This is a genomic window from Hamadaea sp., assembly GCF_013362815.1.
Lineage (GTDB): Bacteria > Actinomycetota > Actinomycetes > Mycobacteriales > Micromonosporaceae > Hamadaea.
The window spans coordinates 147,451-162,999 of sequence record NZ_JABFVK010000019.1 but is presented as its reverse complement, the minus strand read 5'-3'; the positions used below and the strand labels follow the sequence as shown (position 1 = coordinate 162,999).

15 protein-coding genes and 1 pseudogene are annotated in these 15,549 nt (G+C 69.6%); 10 read left to right on the top strand and 6 right to left on the bottom strand.

Features of this window, described 5'->3' with window-relative positions:
* Nucleotides 1-139 precede the first annotated feature (139 nt).
* Nucleotides 140-793: an HAD family hydrolase gene (locus HOV77_RS12270; RefSeq protein WP_290861499.1), complete on the top strand. Its 654-nt coding sequence runs from the start codon at nucleotides 140-142 to the stop codon at nucleotides 791-793.
* 87 nt (nucleotides 794-880) lie between these two features.
* Here the strand turns inward: HOV77_RS12270 and HOV77_RS12265 are convergent, their stop codons facing one another.
* From HOV77_RS12265 to HOV77_RS12255, 3 genes are read right to left on the bottom strand one after another with little or no spacing between them, the layout of a single operon-like run.
* On the bottom strand, nucleotides 881-1,609 hold the full coding sequence (locus HOV77_RS12265; protein ID WP_290861497.1) for an IclR family transcriptional regulator: 729 nt from the start codon (nucleotides 1,607-1,609) through the stop codon (nucleotides 881-883).
* Nucleotides 1,610-1,627: 18 nt separating this feature from the next.
* Nucleotides 1,628-2,359, bottom strand: coding sequence for an SDR family oxidoreductase (locus HOV77_RS12260; RefSeq protein ID WP_290861495.1), 732 nt, complete (start codon nucleotides 2,357-2,359; stop codon nucleotides 1,628-1,630).
* Nucleotides 2,356-2,790, bottom strand: coding sequence for a hypothetical protein (locus HOV77_RS12255; RefSeq protein ID WP_290861493.1), 435 nt, complete (start codon nucleotides 2,788-2,790; stop codon nucleotides 2,356-2,358). The genes HOV77_RS12260 and HOV77_RS12255 overlap by 4 nt, the downstream gene beginning before the upstream one ends.
* Before the next feature lie 257 nt (nucleotides 2,791-3,047).
* On the opposite strand from HOV77_RS12255, the gene HOV77_RS12250 reads away from it, so the two are divergent.
* From HOV77_RS12250 to HOV77_RS12240, 3 genes are all read left to right on the top strand, one after another.
* Entirely contained in the window at nucleotides 3,048-3,944 is an 897-nt protein-coding gene (locus HOV77_RS12250) for a hypothetical protein (protein WP_290861491.1), read from the top strand.
* A 168-nt stretch (nucleotides 3,945-4,112) separates the two neighbouring features.
* Nucleotides 4,113-6,845 (top strand): pyruvate dehydrogenase (acetyl-transferring), homodimeric type, encoded by a 2,733-nt coding sequence (aceE, locus tag HOV77_RS12245; protein ID WP_363260098.1) that lies wholly within the window; start codon nucleotides 4,113-4,115, stop codon nucleotides 6,843-6,845.
* A 70-nt stretch (nucleotides 6,846-6,915) separates the two neighbouring features.
* On the top strand, nucleotides 6,916-8,238 hold the full coding sequence (locus HOV77_RS12240) for a M48 family metallopeptidase (RefSeq protein ID WP_290861489.1): 1,323 nt from the start codon (nucleotides 6,916-6,918) through the stop codon (nucleotides 8,236-8,238).
* 4 nt (nucleotides 8,239-8,242) lie between these two features.
* Here the strand turns inward: HOV77_RS12240 and HOV77_RS12235 are convergent, their stop codons facing one another.
* Entirely contained in the window at nucleotides 8,243-8,656 is a 414-nt protein-coding gene (locus HOV77_RS12235) for a TrmH family RNA methyltransferase (RefSeq protein ID WP_290861488.1), read from the bottom strand.
* A 433-nt stretch (nucleotides 8,657-9,089) separates the two neighbouring features.
* Between HOV77_RS12235 and rho the strand changes: the two are divergent.
* From rho to HOV77_RS12205, 6 genes and pseudogenes are all read left to right on the top strand, one after another.
* A pseudogene (rho, locus tag HOV77_RS12230) lies at nucleotides 9,090-10,193 on the top strand (transcription termination factor Rho); the annotation flags it as partial.
* 267 nt (nucleotides 10,194-10,460) lie between these two features.
* Nucleotides 10,461-10,979 carry a hypothetical protein gene (locus HOV77_RS12225; protein ID WP_290861486.1) on the top strand — a complete coding sequence of 173 codons (519 nt, stop codon included), beginning with the start codon at nucleotides 10,461-10,463 and terminating at the stop codon, nucleotides 10,977-10,979.
* 12 nt (nucleotides 10,980-10,991) lie between these two features.
* On the top strand, nucleotides 10,992-11,669 hold the full coding sequence (locus HOV77_RS12220) for a response regulator transcription factor (RefSeq protein ID WP_290861485.1): 678 nt from the start codon (nucleotides 10,992-10,994) through the stop codon (nucleotides 11,667-11,669).
* A gap of 4 nt (nucleotides 11,670-11,673) precedes the next feature.
* Nucleotides 11,674-12,939: a HAMP domain-containing sensor histidine kinase gene (locus HOV77_RS12215; RefSeq protein WP_290861483.1), complete on the top strand. Its 1,266-nt coding sequence runs from the start codon at nucleotides 11,674-11,676 to the stop codon at nucleotides 12,937-12,939.
* Nucleotides 12,936-13,805, top strand: coding sequence for a Gmad2 immunoglobulin-like domain-containing protein (locus HOV77_RS12210; protein WP_290861481.1), 870 nt, complete (start codon nucleotides 12,936-12,938; stop codon nucleotides 13,803-13,805). Before HOV77_RS12215 ends, HOV77_RS12210 begins: the two co-directional genes overlap by 4 nt.
* A gap of 9 nt (nucleotides 13,806-13,814) precedes the next feature.
* A complete protein-coding gene (locus HOV77_RS12205; RefSeq protein WP_290861478.1) occupies nucleotides 13,815-14,219 on the top strand; it encodes a YjbQ family protein in 405 nt (134 codons plus the stop codon).
* 18 nt (nucleotides 14,220-14,237) lie between these two features.
* Here HOV77_RS12205 and HOV77_RS12200 read toward each other — a convergent pair whose 3' ends face one another.
* Together HOV77_RS12200 and HOV77_RS12195 are read right to left on the bottom strand one after the other, a co-directional pair.
* The gene (locus tag HOV77_RS12200; protein WP_290861476.1) at nucleotides 14,238-14,993 is read right to left on the bottom strand and encodes a ThuA domain-containing protein; all 756 of its coding nucleotides are present in this window, start codon (nucleotides 14,991-14,993) and stop codon (nucleotides 14,238-14,240) included.
* Nucleotides 14,945-15,412 carry an ATP-binding protein gene (locus HOV77_RS12195; RefSeq protein WP_290861474.1) on the bottom strand — a complete coding sequence of 156 codons (468 nt, stop codon included), beginning with the start codon at nucleotides 15,410-15,412 and terminating at the stop codon, nucleotides 14,945-14,947. The genes HOV77_RS12200 and HOV77_RS12195 overlap by 49 nt, the downstream gene beginning before the upstream one ends.
* Nucleotides 15,413-15,549 lie beyond the last annotated feature (137 nt).

The following is a 15,549-nucleotide window of genomic DNA, read 5'->3' as shown; positions in this document are numbered from 1 at the left end:
CGACCTGGGCCGCCGCGGACGTCCACCCTTCGACATGTTGCAACACCTCCAAGATCAGAGGTGTTGCAACGATCCCTTGAAACCACCGCGATCAAGGGGACGTTATCCCGGATAACGAGGAACGCCTAGGGTGGTAGCCATGATCAAGGCGGTCGTCTTCGACGTCGGTGAGACCCTCATCGACGAAACCCGGATCTGGACGCGCTGGGCTCAGCGGCTCGGCGTACCGGTGTTCACGTTCCTCGGCGCGCTCGGCGGTGCAGCGGCGCTCGATCGGCCGCACCGGGACATCTTCGAGATGTTCCAGCCGGGGTTCGATGTGGACGACGCCGTCTCGAAGTGGGCGGTCGAAGATCCCGACGGCCTCCGCGAGAACTTCGACGTCGAGGACCTCTACCCCGACGTGCGGGCCGCTTTGAGTGAGTTGCGCGTACGCGGGCTGCGGGTGGTCATCGCGGGCAACCAGCCGCCGCAGGCGCGCGACGCGCTGGAGCGCATGGAGCTGCCCGCCGACGCGATCTTCACCTCGGCCGAGTGGGGCGTGGAGAAACCGGAGCCCGCCTTCTTCACCAAGGTCGCGGAGGTCGCTCGGGCCGCGCCTTCGTCGATCGCGTACGTCGGCGACCGGCTGGACAACGATGTGCTCCCCGCTGCGCATGCCGGGATGATGCCGGTGCTCATCCGGCGGGGTCCCTGGGGTTACCTGCACGCCGCCCGGCCCGAGGCCGGCCGCGCGACCGTGATCGATTCGCTCACCGAGCTGCCGGAGCTGCTCGCCCCCCGGCTTTCTTAGGCGAAGGCGCTTCCTTCGGCGCTGGATCAGAGATCTGGGTCGAATCGCGCCCAAGATTCGACCGCGATCCCTGATCCAGCGCCAAAATCAGGGCGCGCCGAGGGACTGGGACACCTCACGGGCGGCGGCCACGACGGCCGGCCCGTAAAGGTGAGCATCGGACAGCTCGTGCCGCAACGTCGACACGCTGATCCCGCCGACGATCTGTCCCGCATGGTCGGCGACGGCCGCCCCGACGCAGACGATCCCGGCCTCGTTCTCCTCGTCGTCGATGGCGTAGCCCTGGCGCCGTACGTCAGCGAGATCGGATAGCAACGCGTCCGGAGTCGTGCGGGTGTTCGGCGTACGCCCCGGCAGCCCGCGACGTCCGCAGAACGCCGTGATCTCCGAATCCGTCTGCGTCGCCAGGATCGCCTTGCCGATCGCCGTCGAGTGCAGCGGAATGCTCATCCCGACCTGGGAGGTCATCTGGTAGGGACGCAGTCCCAGCAGCTTGGCGATGTAGACCGCCTCGTCCCCCGTACGCAGCGCGAAGTGCACGGTGTGGCCGGTGGCGTCCCGGAGCCGGGCCAGCGCCGGACCGGCCTGCCGCGCCGGGTCGAACCGATGGGTGACCTTCCCGGTGAGCGTGAAGATCCGGGGTCCGGGCAGGTACCCGCCATTGCCGTCGCTGCGGGCGAACCCGCGTTCGACGAGCGCTTGGAGGATGCGGTGCACCGTCGACTTCGGCAGCCCGGTAGCGGTCGCGATGCCGGTCACGCGCTCATGCTCGGCGAGGCTTTCCAGCACGTCGAATGCCTTGTCGAGGGCGGTCATGAGGGCCAAGCGTAGCGGTCAGGCGCCGCCCGCCACGCGTACCGTCGCCCCGGTCGTGTAGGACGCCTCGTCGCTGAGCAGCCACGCGATCGCGTACGCGATCTCCTCGGGCTGACCGGCCCGGCGTAGCGGCAGGTTGGGCCCGATCCGGTCGGCCCGCCCGGGTTCACCGCTGCCCGCGTGGAACTCCGTATGCGTCACGCCCGGCGAGACCGTGTTGACCCGAATCCCGCGCGGTCCGAGCTCTTTGGACAGTCCGACGGTCATCGTGTCGACGGCCGCTTTCGTTGCGGCGTAATGGATGTACTCGTTCGGGCTGCCGGTCGTGGCCGCACCCGACGACACGTTGACGATCGCGCCGCCGGCCGCCATCCGGCGTACTGCCTCCTGCGCCACCAGGAAGTAGCCGACGACGTTGACGTCCACGACTCGACGCAGGTCGGCCTCGGTCAGCTCGACGAACGGGCCGATCGGGCTGCCGACTCCGGCGTTGTTGACCAGGCCGGTCACCGGGCCCAGCTCCGCTTCCGCCCGATCGAACAGGTGCACCACTTCTTCGCGTACCACCGTGTCCAGACGGACCGCGATCGCGCGCACGCCGAGTTTGATCGCCGCCTGGACCACCTGCTCCGCCGCGGCCTCGTCGCGGCGGAAGCCCACGGCCAGATCGTGCCCCCGCTCCGCGAGCACGCGGCAGGTCGCCGCGCCGATGCCACGGCTACCCCCGGTCACCACCGTCACCTTGCTCATGCGGGCGACTTTATGACCTCACTGGTACGCCGAAAGCCGCGGATGACCAACGTCACGCCGAGCAGGAACAGCAGTATGCCGACCACGCCGAACAAAGCGGTCGACGTCCCCTCCCACAGATACGCCTGATGCCCCCAGCCCCAAGCGGTGTCGCGGGCCTTGGGCGGCAGGAAGGTCTTCTCACTCGGCCCTCGCAGCGTCACCGGGCGCAGCTCGCCACCCTCCGGCCGGGCATACGCGTCGCAGCCGCCGTACAACCCGGCGAGCGGCGGGGCACCGAGATCGCTGAGGCACTCGTAGGAGTCGGAGCCGTCGTGCGAGACGGTCAGCTGTTGCCCGGCCAGATGGGCGGCGGCGGGGACGGTCGCGTTGACCAGCGGCACCAGGGAATAGCAGAGGAGCAGTACTCCGAGCCACCGCAGCGTGCGCATGGGGGGCAGCCTATGCCTCGGGCTCGGGCCCGGCTATCGCCCTTTCGCGTGCTCCCCTTTTGCGGGCGGGCTTCCGCTGGCGTTGCGCGCTATCCCGGGATATCGCGGCTTTGCGCGCGTCGATAACCGCGTTGTCCCGGGATACGTTCGCGGCCCGCCCGCCATGTCCCGGGCAGTTGTCCACATTCCTCCGTCATCCACAGTCCGGCCGATTCCGTGGTGGCGGTCGGGCGCGGCCGGGCCGCAAGGTCGTCGGCATGTCTCGTTCCCCGCGCCGTCCGGCCGAGCTGCGCCGCCGGATCTTCCGTGGCAGCGAAGTCCGCCGGCTCGGCCTGCTCACCGCGAGCGACCTGCGGTCGACCGGGTGGCACCGGCTCTTCCGTGATGTGTACGCCGACGCCGACATCCCCCTGACGCACGAGGTACGCGCCTGGGCCGCCGGGCGGTACGCGATTCCGGCCGGGGCGGCGATCGCCGGTCGTTCCGCCGCTGCTCTGCACGGTGCCGGGCTCATCGCGACGGAGGAACCCGTCGAAGTCCTCAGCATCCGGGACTTCGGGCCGGTCAAGGGGCTGGAGATCCACCGCGGCCCGCTGCCGCCGTCGCAGGTCGTCGCACTCCGTGGGGGTGTCCGGGTGACGACGCCGCTGCGTACGGGGTGGGACTTGGGCCGATGGCAGCCGGCCGAGGAGGCGGTGGCCCACCTCGACGTCCTCCTCGCCCGCGGCGTGCTGCGTACGCCTGAGCTGACCGCGTACGTGGCCGCTCAGCAGGGCGAACCCGGGTGGCGCCGGGTGTCCGAGACCGTCGCGCTCGCCGATCCGGCCGCCGAGTCGCCGCAGGAGAGCCGGTTACGCGTACGCCTCGTCCGGGCGGGCCTGCCGGTGCCGGTCGCCCAGTTCGTGCTCGCCGACGAGGGCCGGTTCGTCGCCCGGTTCGCCCTGGCCTGGCCCGGCTCGCAGGTGGCGGTGGAGTACGACGGCGTCTGGCACGCCACCCGTGAGCAGCTCGAACGGGACCGAGCCCGGCTCAACGGGGTCCTCGGCGCGGGGTGGACCGTCATCCACGTCACGGCCGCCCGCATGCGAGACGACTTCCCGGGCATAGTCCGGGAGGTACGCGCAGCGCTCACAGTGCGGGCCAACCTGTGGTGATCTTGCGATGTTACTGGTCAGTAAGCGTGTCGCGGATCGCATCCGTTCGCGTTCGGCGTGACGGGGACGGGGTCGGCGAGGCAGGATGAACGTGGCGTACCACAGTCACACGCGCCACATGACACCAAATAACAAGGTCTACTTCCACACAAACGCGAGGGAACGCCTGTGTCCACCGAACGCAAGCGCCCGGTCATCAGCGACGGCCTGCCCAGCCAGCTGCCGGACATCGACCCGCAGGAAACGGCTGAATGGGTCGAGTCGCTCGACGGCGTGATCGACGAGCGCGGCGCCAAGCGCGCTCGCTATGTCATGCTCCGCCTGCTCGAACGAGCCCGCGAGCGCCAAGTGGGCGTACCCCCGCTCACCACGACCGACTACATCAACACCATCACCCCGGAGCGGGAGCCCTGGTTCCCCGGCGACGAGCACGTCGAGCGCCGGCTGCGGGCGTACATCCGCTGGAACGCCGCCATGGCCGTGCACCGCGCGCAGCGCCCCGGCATCGGCGTCGGCGGGCACATCTCGACCTTCGCCTCCAGCGCGAGCCTCTACGAGGTCGGCTTCAACCACTTCTTCCGGGGCAAGAACCACCCCGGCGGCGGCGACCAGATCTTCTACCAGGGTCACGCCTCCCCCGGCATGTACGCGCGCGCGTACCTCGAGGGCCGGCTCACCGAGCAGCAGATGGACGGCTTCCGTCAGGAGCTCAGCCACCCCGGTGGCGGGCTGCCGTCCTACCCGCACCCGCGCCTGATGCCGGACTTCTGGGAGTTCCCGACGGTGTCCATGGGCCTCGGCGGCGTCAACGCCATCTACCAGGCCCGGTTCAACCGCTACCTCCAGCACCGGGGCATCAAGGACACGTCTGACCAGCGAGTATGGGCGTTCCTCGGCGACGGTGAGATGGACGAGCCGGAGACGATGGGCGCGATCGGCGTCGCCGCGCGCGAGGAGCTGGACAACCTCACCTTCGTGATCAACTGCAATCTGCAGCGGCTCGACGGCCCGGTCCGGGGCAACGGCAAGGTCATCCAGGAGCTGGAGGCGTTCTTCCGGGGCGCCGGCTGGAACGTCATCAAGGTCATCTGGGGTCGTGAGTGGGACCCGCTGCTCGCCGCCGACACTGACGGCGCCCTGGTGAACCTGATGAACGCCACGCCCGACGGTGACTACCAGACGTACAAGGCCGAGTCCGGGGCGTACGTGCGGGAGCACTTCTTCGGCCGCGACCCGCGGACCCGCAAGATGGTCGAGCACATGAGCGACGACGAGGTCTGGGGTCTCAAGCGCGGTGGCCACGACTACCGCAAGCTGTACGCGGCCTACAAGGCGGCGACCGAGCACACCGGCCAGCCGACCGTGATCCTCGCCAAGACGATCAAGGGCTGGACGCTGGGCTCCCACTTCGAGGGCCGCAACGCGACGCACCAGATGAAGAAGCTGACCCTGGACGACCTCAAGTCCTTCCGGGACCGGCTCTACCTGGACATCCCCGACTCGGTGCTGGAGGCGAACCCGTACGAGCCGCCCTACTTCCACCCGGGCAAGGACTCCGACGAGTACCAGTACCTGATGGAGCGGCGGAACACCCTCGGCGGCAGCCTGCCGAGCCGCCGGACCGAGACCAAGGCGCTCACCCTGCCGGGCGACGACCTCTACAAGGACATCAAGAAGGGTTCCGGCAAGCAGAAGGTCGCCACCACGATGGCCTTCGTCCGGCTCTTCAAGGACCTGATGCGGGACAAGAACATCGGCCCGCGCTGGGTGCCGATCATCCCGGACGAGGCCCGTACCTTCGGCATGGACTCGCTCTTCCCGACCGCCAAGATCTACTCGCCGCACGGGCAGACCTACACCCCGGTCGACCGGGAGCTGTTCCTCTCCTACAAGGAGTCGACGGCCGGGCAGATCCTGCACGAGGGCATCAACGAGGTCGGCTCGGTCGGCTCGTTCACCGCCGCGGGCAGCTCGTACGCCACGCACGGCGAGCCGATGATCCCGGTCTACATCTTCTACTCGATGTTCGGGTTCCAGCGCACCGCCGACGGGCTCTGGGCGGCCGCCGACCAGATGACGCGCGGCTTCCTGCTCGGGGCGACCGCTGGGCGTACGACGCTCAACGGTGAAGGGCTCCAGCACGAGGACGGCCATTCGCTGCTGATCGCGGCGACCAACCCGGCCGCGGTCACCTACGACCCGGCGTTCGCCTTCGAGATCGCCCACATCGTCCAGGACGGCCTGCGCCGCATGTACGGCGACAGCCCGGAAGACATCTACTACTACCTGACGATCTACAACGAGCCGATCTCACAGCCGGCCGAGCCCGAGAACGTGGACGTCAACGGCCTCCTCAAGGGTCTATACCGGTACTCGCCGACGACCGGCGAAGGGCCCAAGGCGCACATCCTCGCCTCCGGCATCAGCATGCAGTGGGCGATGCGGGCGCAGGAACTGCTCGCCCAGGACTGGGGCGTCGCGGCCGACGTCTGGTCGGCGACGAGCTGGACCGAACTGCGTCGCGACGCGGTCGAGTGCGAGCAGCACAACCTGCTCAACCCCGACTCTCCGCGTACGCCGTATGTCGCCCAGGCCCTGGCCGGCTCGCCCGGCCCGAAGGTGGCCGTATCCGACTGGATGCGCGCCGTCCCGGATCTGATCTCCCGCTGGGTCCCCGGCGACTACACCTCGCTTGGCACCGACGGATTCGGCCTGTCCGACACCCGCTCGGCGCTGCGCCGTCATTTCCACGTCGACGCCGAGTCGATCGTGGTGGCGACGCTGTCCCAGCTCGCCCAGCGCGGCGAGATCCCGGCCAGCGTGGTCGCCGACGCCTCCCGCAAGTACGCGATCGAGGACGTCACGGCTGCTCCGGCGGGCGAGACCGGCGGCGACAGCTAAACGTTTCACGAAACGATCGAGGGCGGCACGGGACATCCCGGCCGCCCTTGATCATGTACGCTCCCCCGCTGTGCCCACTCCCAGTTCCGAGCTGACCGCCGCCGACGTCGAGACGACGCTGTGCCCGAAGTGCTCCAGCCGGCTCGTCACCGAGTACGCCGCCGTGCCGTGGTGCGAGCGGTGTGAGTGGAACCTCGACGCCTTCACCCCGGAGTCGCCGCTCGGCCGGGTGGATCGGTTCGTCGCCCGGCTGGACCACAACCTCGGCTACAAGCTCAGCACCAGCCTCTATCAGCAGTTGGTCGGCAAGACGATCCAGCGGCCCGGGGTGAGCCCGGCGTACTTCGGGCTCCTCGCGATCTCAGCCGTCGTGTTGGTGATCAGCGTCGGTATGGCGGCGCTGGGGGTCTATCTCGTGGTCGCCTGGCCGTTCCTCATGAAGGCGGTCGGGCTGCTCCTCATCGGCGTCGCGATCCTGTTCCGTCCGCAGGTCGGGTCGGTCCGCAAGCTGCTGCGCGAGGTAGACCCGCTGACGGAGGCCGAGGCACCGGCCTTGTTCGGTCTCATCCGTCGCGTGGCGGCGGCTGTCGGCGCCCCCATGCCGCACTACCTCGCGGTCGATGCGGACTTCAACGCGTTCGCCGGCGTCGTTGGAATAACACGTCGGCGGGTAATGTGCCTCGGCCTGCCTTACCTCGCCATTCGACGCCCGCAAGAGCGGGTCGCTCTCATCGGCCACGAGCTGGGGCACTTCGTCAACGGCGACAACCACCGAAGCTTGGCGGCTCAGCCCGCGCTGATCGCCTTCGCAACTGCGGCCGACCTGATCGACCCCGCCGGAATGCTCCAGTCCCTCCGGGACGCCGCCCGGAGCAGCGGCTTCTTGGCCTTGGTCATCCCAATCGCACTGTTGATCGCCCCGCTCATGTACGCCGTCCGCTGGCTGCTTCTGCTCGCACATCTAGGTGTCAACGTGATCGGTGCCAGGGAATCACAGCGTGCCGAGTACTACGCCGACGATCTGGCCGCACAAGCCGCAGGCTCCACCGCGGCCACGGCATCGCGGGACATCACGTTGAACGCCCAGGGCATGGTGACCGTCATTGGGGCACGCGCACGAAGCCGAGAAGGGGCGGCGGGCTGGCGAGCCGGTGTCGAGGAAGCCCGCGCCGGACAAGCCGAGCGGCTGGGCCGTCTGCGCCAGTGGAGCCTTCGGCGTGAGGCCAGCATATTCGCGTCGCATCCGCCGTCGGGGCTGCGCGTACGCATGATCCAGGCCGCCCCGCATCGCGATCCCGCCGTCGTACTGACCGAAGCGGAGTCCGCCGCGATCGACGCCGAACTCGCGAAGTACGAGGAGCGCTACCGCCGCGAAATCGCCCAGTCCTGGTGAGCGGCTAGAGCAGGCCCGCCAGGCGATAAAGGACGAGTGATCCGGCCACTGCGACATTGAGGCTGGTCCCGATGCCGACCATGGGAATCTCGACGCAACGGTCGAGGAGGTCGATCGCCTCCGGCGGGATGCCGGACGCCTCATGGCCGAGGACCGCGACGGTACGCCGGCGGGCGGCCGGGAGGTCGCCGAGCCGGATCGCCTCGTCGGCCAGCTCGACTCCGAGGAGGTGACTTCCGGCTGCTCGTTCGGCAGTCAACCATCGGATCGGGTCGCCGACTCGATGAACGCAGGCCGGCTGCCGAAGCGTGTTCCCCCGGGCGAGCGCCTCGTCCACCCAGCGAAAAGGCGGGACGGCCAGGCACGCGCCGACGGCGTCGCAGGTACGCAGCAGGGTTCCGAGGTTGACGCCGTGCATGGGCCAGAGCGGAGCCGCGATCAGGTGTCCCCAGCATCGGTGGGCGCGGCGGCGACGGCCGGCTTGAAGTTCGCGGCGGGGAGTCACCCGCACCGCCGGGCTCACCGGAGGCGGGCGCCTCCGCCCAGGTTCTCGAGTACGCAGATCATCGCCTGAGGATAAGGCGGCGCAGCGAGATCGGCGAAGGTGTTTGCGCGCGGCGTACGCCGTGAGCTACCGTCGGCATAGCACCTTCGCTGATGCCGGCGTGGACTTCCCGCCCCAGCGGTGCCGATTTCCCGGTCTGATCCGCAGATTCGTCTTTGTCCGACAATGCGGCGACCGTTCCATCTCAGCGCAGTTCGCGCGGCGTACGCCCGCGACGCGCTTCCCCACCGGCGCAGCCGTGCCCGGTGCGACTTCACCCTGTTCGGGAGTTTCCATGAGTACAGAGATCAGCGGAGTCGTAGACCTCCGCAATGACGGGCACGGCTTCGTCCGCGTCGAGGGCTATCTGCCCGGCGACGACGACGCGTACCTGTCGAAAGGCGTGATTCAGAAGCACGGCCTGCGCCGCGGCGACTGGATCGAGGCCGTGACGGCGTTGGGCGAGGCTCGGGACCGGCGTCCACGGCGGCCGGCCGTGACCGAGGTGACCAGCGTCAACGGCGTCGCCGCCGCGGACGCCCCGGATCGGCCCGACTTCTACACACTCACCCCGCTCTTCCCCACCGAGCGGATGCGGCTGGAGACCGAGCCGCACATCCTCACGACGAGAGTCGTGGATCTGCTGACCCCGATCGGCAAGGGTCAGCGCGCATTGGTCGTCTCGCCACCGAAGGCGGGCAAAACCCTTGTGCTGCAAGCAATCGCGCATGCCGTATCGGTGAACCACCCGGACGCCCACCTCATGGCGGTGCTCGTCGACGAGCGTCCGGAGGAGGTCACCGACATGGCCCGCACCGTACGCGGAGAGGTGATCGCGTCCACGTTCGACCGTCCGCCGTCGGACCACATCGCGGTCGCCGAACTGGCGATCGAGCGCGCGAAACGGCTCGTCGAGCTGGGACGGGACGTCGTCGTGGTCCTCGACTCGATCACCCGGCTGGGGCGTGCCTACAACCTGGCGGCTCCCGCGAACGGGCGCATCATGACCGGTGGCATCGAGGCGGGCGCGCTGCACGCTCCCAAGCGCTTCCTCGGCGCGGCCCGGAACCTCGAAGGCGGCGGTTCGCTGACCATCATCGCGACCGCGCTGGTCGAGACCGGGTCCATGGGCGACACCGTGATCTTCGAGGAGTTCAAGAGCACCGGGAACGCCGAGCTGCGGCTGATGCGGGGGCTCGCCGAACGGCGGATCTTCCCCGCCGTCGACGTCGAAACCTCCGGTACGCGTCGCGAAGAACTGTTGCTGCCGCCCGAAGAACTCATCCTCGTACGCCGTCTCCGCCAGGCGCTGCATCAGATGGACGCGCAGCACGCCGGTGAGCAGCTCGTCGAGCGGCTGCGGAAGACGTCGAGCAACGCCGAGTTCCTGCGGCAGCTCGCCCGCGCCTGAGCGCCGAACCGCGGCGGGCAGGGCGTTGGCGGGCGCCGTATCCCCGGATAACGCGGTTAAACGACGCGGAATAGCCGCGATATCCCCGGATAACGCGCAGCCGCCCCCCGAGCGCAGCGCCAAAGACGCGCAGCCGCCCCCCGAGCGCAGCGCCATAGACGCGCAGCCACCCGAGCACGGAGTAGCCCCCGAGCGAAAGCAGCGCGGTTACGCGACCGTTACGAGCCTGCGAACCGCCAGTGCAGAAGCGTAACCACCCTCGCAAGCATGAGGATGAAGATGATGCTGGCGGCAGCGATGATGGTCGCAACCGCACTCAGCGTAGGAACCACAGCGCAGGCGGCCGCGCCGTACTGCGGGATCACGTGGGGCAGCGGCGACAAGTCGGCTGGAGACCACACACAGGCGCAGTTGCTGACGGTGCGTACGGGCCGGCACGACTGCTATGACCGGGTCGTGTTCGAGTTCGAGGGGGCCGCGAGCGGCTATCGGGCGGCGTACGGGGAGGCGTACACCCAGGGCGGTGGGGTTGCGCTGTCGCCGTACACCGCCGGTGGGGCGGTCATCGAACTCGTGCTGCTCGAACCGGCCGCGTACGCCACCGGCGAGCACGTGGCAGCCGTCGTTCCCTACGACACGCTGCGGGACGTCGTGGCGGGCGGCACCTCCGAGGGGTATACGACGTTCGCGATCGGGGTGCGGGCGCGCCTGCCGTACCGGGTGTTCACCCTGAACGGACCGGGCACCCACAGCCGCATAGTCGTCGACGTGGCTCATCAGTGGTGAGACGATTCGACCATGGAGGCGGATCTGCTGGTCGTCGAGGATGACGCCGCCATCCGGGAGGTGACGGTGCTGGGGCTGCGCCGGGCCGGGTTCCGGGTCGGCGCGGCCGTCGACGGCGCGCAGGCGCTGGCCGCGTGGCGGGCGCACGAGCCCGATCTCGTCGTTCTCGACGTCATGTTGCCCGGCGTGGACGGGCTGGAGGTCTGCCGGCAGATCCGCCGATCCAGCCAGGTGCCGATCTTGATGCTGACCGCGCGTACGGACACGATCGACGTGGTCGTCGGGTTGGAGTGCGGGGCCGACGATTATCTGAAGAAGCCGTTCGACCTGCCCGAACTGGTCGCGCGGGTGCGTGCGCTCTTGCGGCGCGCGGCGGCGGTTCCGGAGGAAGGCGTCCTGTCGGTCGGCGGGCTGGCCATCGATCCGGCGCGGTACACCGTCCACAAGGGAGACTGCGAGCTGGCGCTCACCGCGACGGAGTTCCGGCTGCTCCTGGAGCTGGCCCGGCGGCCCGGCCGGGTCTTCACCCGCGAGGTTCTGCTCGAGCGCGTCTGGGCCTATCCGTACCTCGGCGACTCGCGGCTCGTCGACGTCGCGGTCCAGCGCCTGCGGGCCAAGGTCGAGGACGACCCGGCCCGCCCACAGCTCGTGCGCACGGTCCGCGGCGCCGGCTACAAGCTGTCCGGGTGACGTCATGGCCGCTCGCGCGATCCCGCCCGGCCGGCTCCGACGCCGGCTCACGGTCGCGTTCGTCCTGGTCGCCGGGATCAGTGCGGGTGCGCTGGCGGCCGGCTCCTATCTACTTGTACGCGAGGCGAGGCTGGACGACTCCCTCCAGCAGACGGCGTCCGACGTACGCCCGCAGCTGACCGCCGCTCGTCAGTTCTTACCCCTGGACGGCGAACGCAGGGACAACCTGCTGGCGGCGTACGAGAGCAGCGGCCGGCACGTGATCCTGGTCGCCGACGGTGAGACGACCGCCTCGAATCCGGCGTACGCCCCGCCGCTGAGCGCCGAGCTGCGAGCCGAGGTCGCCGCCGGGCAGATCGCGTTCGACCGCCCCGACAAGTCCCGCATGCTGGTGATCGGCGGCCGTATCCCGGGTTCGGAAGCGCAGCTCTACGTCGTCCGCCCGGAGAGCCGCATCCACTCCGACCTCGACCAGCTCCGGACGGTCCTCCTCGCGGGCTGGCTGGCCGTCGTCGTGCTCGCCGCCCTGATCGGACGGCTGCTCGCCCGGCGAACCCTGGATCCGGCGATCGCCTGGGAACGCCGGTTCACCGCCGACGTGTCGCACGAGCTGCGTACGCCGGTCACCTCGCTCGTGGCCGCCGCGTCGCTGCTCGCCGAGCAGGTCGACCGCCTGCCTGACGGCGTACGCCGTCCCGCCGAGCTGCTCATCGGTGACGTCGTCCGCTTGCGGCGGTTGGTCGAGGAGTTGATGGAGATCTCCCGGTTGGACGCCGGACGGGAGCCGGTGATCGCAGCGACCGTGGATCCGCTCGCGCTGCTACGCGCGCTCACCGCCGCCCACGACTGGCCGGTGACGGTCGAAGGGGACGCCGTCGACCTCTTCACCGATCCGAGAAGGCTGGAGCGCGTACTCGTGAATCTTGTCGCGAACGCTGTGGAACACGGAGCGGAACCGATCCGCGCGACGGTGCGAACGGAGGCGCGGACCGTGACGATCACGGTGAGCGACGCGGGGCCGGGCATCGCGCCGGAGCAGTTGCCGCATGTCTTCGACCGGTTCTATAAGGCCGACCCGGCCCGGAGCGGGCAGGGCAGCGGGCTGGGCCTGGCGATCGCGCGGGAGAACGCGCGCCTGCTCGGCGGCCGGGTGACGATCGTGAGCGAACCCGGCGACGGCACTCACGCGCGGCTGGAATTGCCTGTTACGCAACGGTTACCTCGCGGTGAAAGGGCTGCGGCCGAGTCCGAGGAGCGTGCGTTGTCATGAAGCGATTGTTCGTCACCGTCGTCCTGCTCGCAGCCGTCGCCGGGTGTACGCCGAAGTCGGGCACGCTGGGCGACGCGCCCAGCGGCGCTCCGCCGACCAGCGCAGGTGCCAGCCCGAGCGGCACATCGGGCGAGACGCCGTCCGCCGCGGCCACCGGTTCGGCCGGACCGACGCGACCGGCCGGGACCCTGACCATCAGCTTGTGGCTCGTCCACGCGGGGAAGCTCGCCTACACCCAGCGGACGAGCCCGGCGACTCAGGAGACCTCCCAGCTGGCCCTCACCGAGCTGACTTCCGGACCCACCACTGTGGAGTCATCGGCCGGGCTGACCACCGGATTCCCCGGCGGCACCACCTTCCGGATCGCCGGGATCAGCAACGGGGTCGAGACGGTCAGCTTCTCGCCCGGGTTCTACGACGGCGGCCGGGACGCCGCGCGGCTGCGCCAAGCCCAGGTCGTCTACACGCTGACCCAGTTCTCGACCGTCACCAAGGTCGCCTTCCAGCGCGACGGCGAAGCGCTGGCCGCGCCGGTCGGTCGGGCCGACTACACGGATCTGCTGCCCGCCATCGCAGTGACCAGCCCGGTCATCGGCCAGCGCCGGGGCAGCCCGATCACCGTCGCCGGAACCGCCGACGTCTTCGAGGCCACCGTGAACATCCGCGTCCTCGACGCCGCCGGCAAGCCGATCGCGACCACGTTCACCACCGCGACCTGCGGCTCCGGCTGCCGGGGGTCGTTCAGCGTACGCGTGTCCTATCGGGTCGGCCACGATCAGGCGGGTGTCGTCGAAGTCTTCTGGATCTCCCCGAACGACAGCTCACATCAGGACGTCGTCCGGATCCCGGTGACTCTGCTCGCCTAGGCTGAGCCGGTGGAGAGCACTGTGATCACCGTACGCACCGGCGGCCGTCCGACCGTCGTGGACCTCACCGGGCAGGCCGCCGACTTCGTGGCCGGCCGTGGCGACGGGCTGCTGCACGTCTTCGCCCCGCACGCCACGGCCGGCATCGCGATCATCGAAACCGGCGCGGGCAGCGACGACGACCTGCTGACGGCGATGGACGATCTGCTGCCGACCGACGACCGCTGGCGGCACCGGCACGGCTCCCCCGGACACGGGCGCGACCATGTGCTGCCCGCCTTCATCGCGCCCTACGCCACCCTGCCCGTGCTCGGCGGGCGGATCGCACTCGGGACTTGGCAGTCGATCTGCCTCGTCGACCCGAACGGCGACAACCCTTCTCGCCAAGTGCGGTTGAGCTTCCTCCCGGGCTGAGGTTCTTTTGGGGCTGGATCAGGGTTCTGGGTCGAATCTTGGGGCAAGATTCGGCCCAGAACCCTGATCCAGCGCCCCCGCAACGTACGTCGGCGAGGCGGCCGCCCAGAGAAGGCCGCGCTCGGTGAGCGTACGGATCTCGGGTATGTCCAGATCGGACATCCGGTGCCCCACCGTGGAGACGAAGACCCGGCCGTCGCCCCAACGCCGGGTCCAGACGGCCGGATGCTCGACCGGCTCCCGCCACGGTTCCTCCGGTGGGAAGGTGATGGTGGCCAGCACCTCGTTGTGCGCGTCGGCGAGCAGCCAATACCGCTCGGTCTCCAGCGCGACTTCGCCGATGCCCGCCGTGATCGGGTGATCCGGGCGCGTCACCGTCAGCGTATGCGCGACCAAGTCACCGGGATGGCAGAGGAACCAGCCACCGGTGAGCCATTGGTAGTCCCGGCGAGCGAAAGCCGCCACGATGCCGCCGTGCCACCCCGCGAACCCGGCCCCGGCGCGTACCGCCCGGTCGAGGCCGGCGAACTGCTCGTCGGTCAGCTGCCCCTCGGTCCAGCACTGGACGATCAGCCCTACTCCGGCCATCAGCGCGGAGTCTGCGTACGCCCCCAGGTCGTCGGCGATTTCGACGGTGAAGCCGTGCTCCGTCAGAAACGGCACGAAGCTGTCGGTCGCCTCGACCGGACTGTGTATGTCCCACCCACCCCGGACGATCAGCGCCTTCACGCCGCCCGGCGATTCGCGTACGAGGAAGTTCCGAGGCTGGGCCACGACCCCAGAATAAGGTCGTCCAGGTTCAGCCGGGCGACCACCGTCGTGCCCGCGTCCCCGGAGTGGAACTCGACTTCGTCGGCCAGCCGCCGGACGAGCCAGAGCCCCCGGCCACTGAGCGAATCGGGGGCCGCCAGTTCCCGGCCCGCGCCGAACGGATCGGGCATGCCGACGCCCGCATCCGAGACCTCGCAGATCACCTGCTCCCGCGTACGCCACACCCGCAGCCGCCCGACGCCGCCGCCGTACATGACGGCATTCGTGGCCAGCTCGTTGACGATGATCATCAACGCCTTCGCCCGCTCCTCCCCCGCCCCCGCATCCAGCGCAGCCTCCGCCGCGATCTCGCGGAGCAGGGAGAGGCCGTCGAGCCGGAACGATCGATCGGCGACCAGCTCGGCGGCGTGGTCAGGTGGCATGATCGCCCACTACCCACGGTTTCCTCACCGAAAACTTTGGCCCCGGGTCCGGGCGAGATCATCGCACGATGCCGGATAATGTCCCCTCGAACGGTGTGCGAGACCGCGTTATCCCGGGATAACGCCCGCCAGCCCCC

Bases quoted from the DNA above. Each gene is read 5' to 3' on its own strand.
- HOV77_RS12270 (WP_290861499.1), top strand. From the start codon at position 140: ATGATCAAGGCGGTCGTCTTCGACGTCGGTGAGACCCTCATCGACGAA.
- HOV77_RS12265 (WP_290861497.1), bottom strand. From the start codon at position 1,609: ATGACCGCCCTCGACAAGGCATTCGACGTGCTGGAAAGCCTCGCCGAG.
- HOV77_RS12260 (WP_290861495.1), bottom strand. From the start codon at position 2,359: ATGAGCAAGGTGACGGTGGTGACCGGGGGTAGCCGTGGCATCGGCGCG.
- HOV77_RS12255 (WP_290861493.1), bottom strand. From the start codon at position 2,790: ATGCGCACGCTGCGGTGGCTCGGAGTACTGCTCCTCTGCTATTCCCTG.
- HOV77_RS12250 (WP_290861491.1), top strand. From the start codon at position 3,048: ATGTCTCGTTCCCCGCGCCGTCCGGCCGAGCTGCGCCGCCGGATCTTC.
- HOV77_RS12235 (WP_290861488.1), bottom strand. From the start codon at position 8,656: ATGCACGGCGTCAACCTCGGAACCCTGCTGCGTACCTGCGACGCCGTC.
- HOV77_RS12225 (WP_290861486.1), top strand. From the start codon at position 10,461: ATGAGGATGAAGATGATGCTGGCGGCAGCGATGATGGTCGCAACCGCA.
- HOV77_RS12220 (WP_290861485.1), top strand. From the start codon at position 10,992: ATGGAGGCGGATCTGCTGGTCGTCGAGGATGACGCCGCCATCCGGGAG.
- HOV77_RS12215 (WP_290861483.1), top strand. From the start codon at position 11,674: ATGGCCGCTCGCGCGATCCCGCCCGGCCGGCTCCGACGCCGGCTCACG.
- HOV77_RS12210 (WP_290861481.1), top strand. From the start codon at position 12,936: ATGAAGCGATTGTTCGTCACCGTCGTCCTGCTCGCAGCCGTCGCCGGG.
- HOV77_RS12195 (WP_290861474.1), bottom strand. From the start codon at position 15,412: ATGCCACCTGACCACGCCGCCGAGCTGGTCGCCGATCGATCGTTCCGG.